2 protein-coding genes are annotated in these 3,153 nt (G+C 43.7%); both read left to right on the top strand.

What is annotated here, in order from left to right:
* Positions 1 to 422 precede the first annotated feature (422 nt).
* Entirely contained in the window at positions 423 to 2,168 is a 1,746-nt protein-coding gene (locus AAC033_RS18785) for a S41 family peptidase (protein ID WP_339741048.1), read from the top strand.
* Between the two features lie 203 nt (positions 2,169 to 2,371).
* Positions 2,372 to 3,013, top strand: a complete 642-nt coding sequence (locus AAC033_RS18780) for a hypothetical protein (RefSeq protein ID WP_339741045.1) — start codon at positions 2,372 to 2,374, stop codon at positions 3,011 to 3,013.
* The last annotated feature ends 140 nt before the right edge of the window (positions 3,014 to 3,153 follow it).

Here is a 3,153-nt window from a genome sequence, read left to right as displayed (position 1 = left end):
CTTAACCCGCTCTCCTTCACGCTATCCACAAACTAAATTAATGAAACCAATTCGAATTTCACACCTCAAAATCCTTTTTTTCTGAAATTAAATCCATCGTCACATGCTCGTAACGCGCAGAATTGATGCATGCTCGCAAAAACGCTCCGGCGAGTCCTGAATTTCAAGTGACTGCAAATCGTACAGACCCGACCAATTAAGAATATTTAACTAATTCCTTGAAAATGACAGCCGCTTTTAAACAAAGCTTTAGTATTTTTGTCGTTTGTCATTGAAACAAGTGAAGATGAAACGAGCCAGGACAAAGAAGCTTTCAACACACTAAGGAATGTTAGCGGCGAGTTCTATGCGTTGAGTAACTTTAGTTGGAAAGCTAACATCGATACGCAAATTGCACACACTTAATCTGAAAAAATAAACACATGAAATACAACAGAAAACAAAAGACAGGACTTTCAATAGCCGCCGGATTACTGGTTGTCTTATTAATACTCACCGGGTTTAACCGCGATGAGAAACTCTTTCTTGTCGACAAGAATCTGGATATTTACTATACACTGGTCAGGGAGCTCAACCTTTTTTATGTTGACGACATCAACCCCACCGACCTGGTGAAAACCAGCATCGACGAGATGCTCGAATCGCTTGACCCCTACACCACCTATATTCCCGAGTCGGACATGGAAGATTTCAAATTTATGACGACAGGTGAATATGCCGGTATTGGAGCCATGATCACCAAACATGGAGACCAGGTGGTCATTTCAGAACCATACGAAGGATTTCCGGCTCAAAAAGCCGGTTTAAAAGCGGGCGATATTTTGCTTGAGGTAGCCGGAAAGTCGACCAAAAGCATGTCGGTGGAAGATGTGAGTAACCTGCTAAAAGGACCGGCCAACAAGGTTGTTGATGTAAAAATCGAACGTCCGGGACAAAAGAAAAACCTCGAACTTGCAATTGTACGTGAGAAAATTCAGATTGACGCCGTGCCCTACTATGGTATGCTGGATGACGAGACTGGCTATATCCGCCTGTCGAACTTCACTCAAAACTGTGCCAACGAAGTAAAAAAAGCCTTTGTTGAGCTGAAAGAACAGCAAGGAGCTAAAAAGTTGGTTTTGGACTTGCGCTCCAACCCGGGCGGCCTGTTAATGGAGTCGGTTGAAATTGTAAACCTCTTTGTCCCCAAAGGCTCCGAGGTGGTGAGCACCAAAGGCAAGGTGAAGCAGTGGGATAAAACTTACACCGCCACCGAAAACCCTATCGACACCCTGATGCCAATGGCTGTTTTGGTCAACCAAGGATCAGCTTCAGCCTCTGAAATCGTTGCCGGTGCTCTGCAGGATCTGGACCGCGCTGTGATTGTTGGCACACGCACCTTTGGGAAAGGCTTGGTTCAAACCACCCGCGACCTGAGCTACAACACCAAACTGAAAGTAACCACCGCCAAATATTACATCCCCAGCGGGCGCTGTATCCAAGCGTTGGATTATTCACACCGCAACGAAGATGGAAGCGTTGGCAATGTGCCCGACTCGCTGATTAGTGAGTTTACCACCAAAAAGGGGCGCAAGGTTTATGACGGCGGAGGCATTGTTCCGGACATTAAAATTGATCTTGACCGCTTAAGCAGCCTGAGCATCAATCTGGCCCGAAAATTTATGTTTTTTGACTATGCCACTAAATTTGCCAATGAGCATGAATCGATCGCTTCGGCTGAGGAATTTGAATTGAATGATGAAACTTTCAGCGATTTCAAGGCTTTTGTGAAAGAACGTCAGTTCTCCTACCAATCAGAGACAGAAAAGGTTTTTAAAGAGCTGATGGAAACGGCCAAAGAGGAAAAATACTTTGATGTGGCCCAAGTGGAATTTGAACAATTGAAAGTCAAAATCGGACACGAGTTGGACCAGGATTTCGAATCGTTTAAAGACGAGCTAAAAGAAATGCTGACCGATGAAATTGTAACCCGCTATTATTACCAGAAAGGAGCTATAAAATCTGCGATTCAGGATGACAAAGGCATTGAGAAAGCCAAGGAAACGCTGAAAGATCCCAATGCATTCAGCTCCGTTTTTACCAAAGGAAGAATTATTTCCTCGAACCTCGTCGCCCAGCCCGATAACGAATGGGTACCCCAACCCGGACTAGTCTTGTATGAGGCCTGAGCGGCTGGCTTGTCTTGTTCCGGCGCGGCAAATTGCCATACACCATATTATTATATCGGAAAACCTCTGTAGCTTCTGTTACAGAGGTTTTTCCTTTTAGCAATCTTAAACAAAATAGTTTCTAAAAAATAAAGCCAAGCTGAAATCATCAGTAAAAATAAATTTATCTTTATTGCGACTTTTAAAACTCTAAAAAACCAATTATGACAAAAATTTTTCTAAGCTTGCTAGCCAGCTTCCTAACCTTTGCAGTACTTGCACAAACACATTTGTACGAAAACCCAGCGTTTGATAAGATCGCAGAAGAACATCAGATCATTGCTGTTGTTCCGTTCGACGCCACTGTTTCGTTACGCCCAAAACAGATGAAAGACATCTCACCCGAACAGTTGCAGCGCATGGAGCAATCCGAAGGTGAAAGCGTACAGATGGCCATGTATTCCTGGTTTCTCAAAAGAGAAAAAAGGGATCAATTGACAGTCAAGGTACAGGATACCAACACAACAAATGCCCTTCTCAAGAAGAATGGAATTACTTACGAAAACCTAACCGATTATACGCCGGAAGAACTGGCCAGGCTATTGGAGGTTGATGCCGTGGTATCCGGTAAGTTTGAAACCAGCAAACCCATGTCTGAAGGAGCATCATTGGCCTTGGGCGCTTTGATTGGCTTTTGGGGAAGTACCAACAAGGCTGTCCTTAATATGTTTATTCACAATGCTTCTGATGGACAGTTACTGATCAACTACAATAAAGGTGTAAGCGGCTCAGTAGGTAGCAGTACCGAGGATTTAATCAACATCCTCTTACGAAAAGCTTCGCGCAGAATAGCGTACACAAAATAGGACTATTCAGCAATTGTGCATATACCTGGTAAGTATGAGAATCGAGTAGGAGGAAAGATACACTGGTTTCCTCCTATTTTATTTTGGAGTGAATGGCTTTATGCCGGAAGCTTTTGAAAACCCGGAGGGCTTGTATTCCG

The sequence above is a fragment of the uncultured Sunxiuqinia sp. genome (genome assembly GCF_963974515.1).
In the GTDB taxonomy this organism is placed as follows: domain Bacteria; phylum Bacteroidota; class Bacteroidia; order Bacteroidales; family Prolixibacteraceae; genus Sunxiuqinia.
This window is presented reverse-complemented; position numbering and strand designations above follow the sequence as displayed.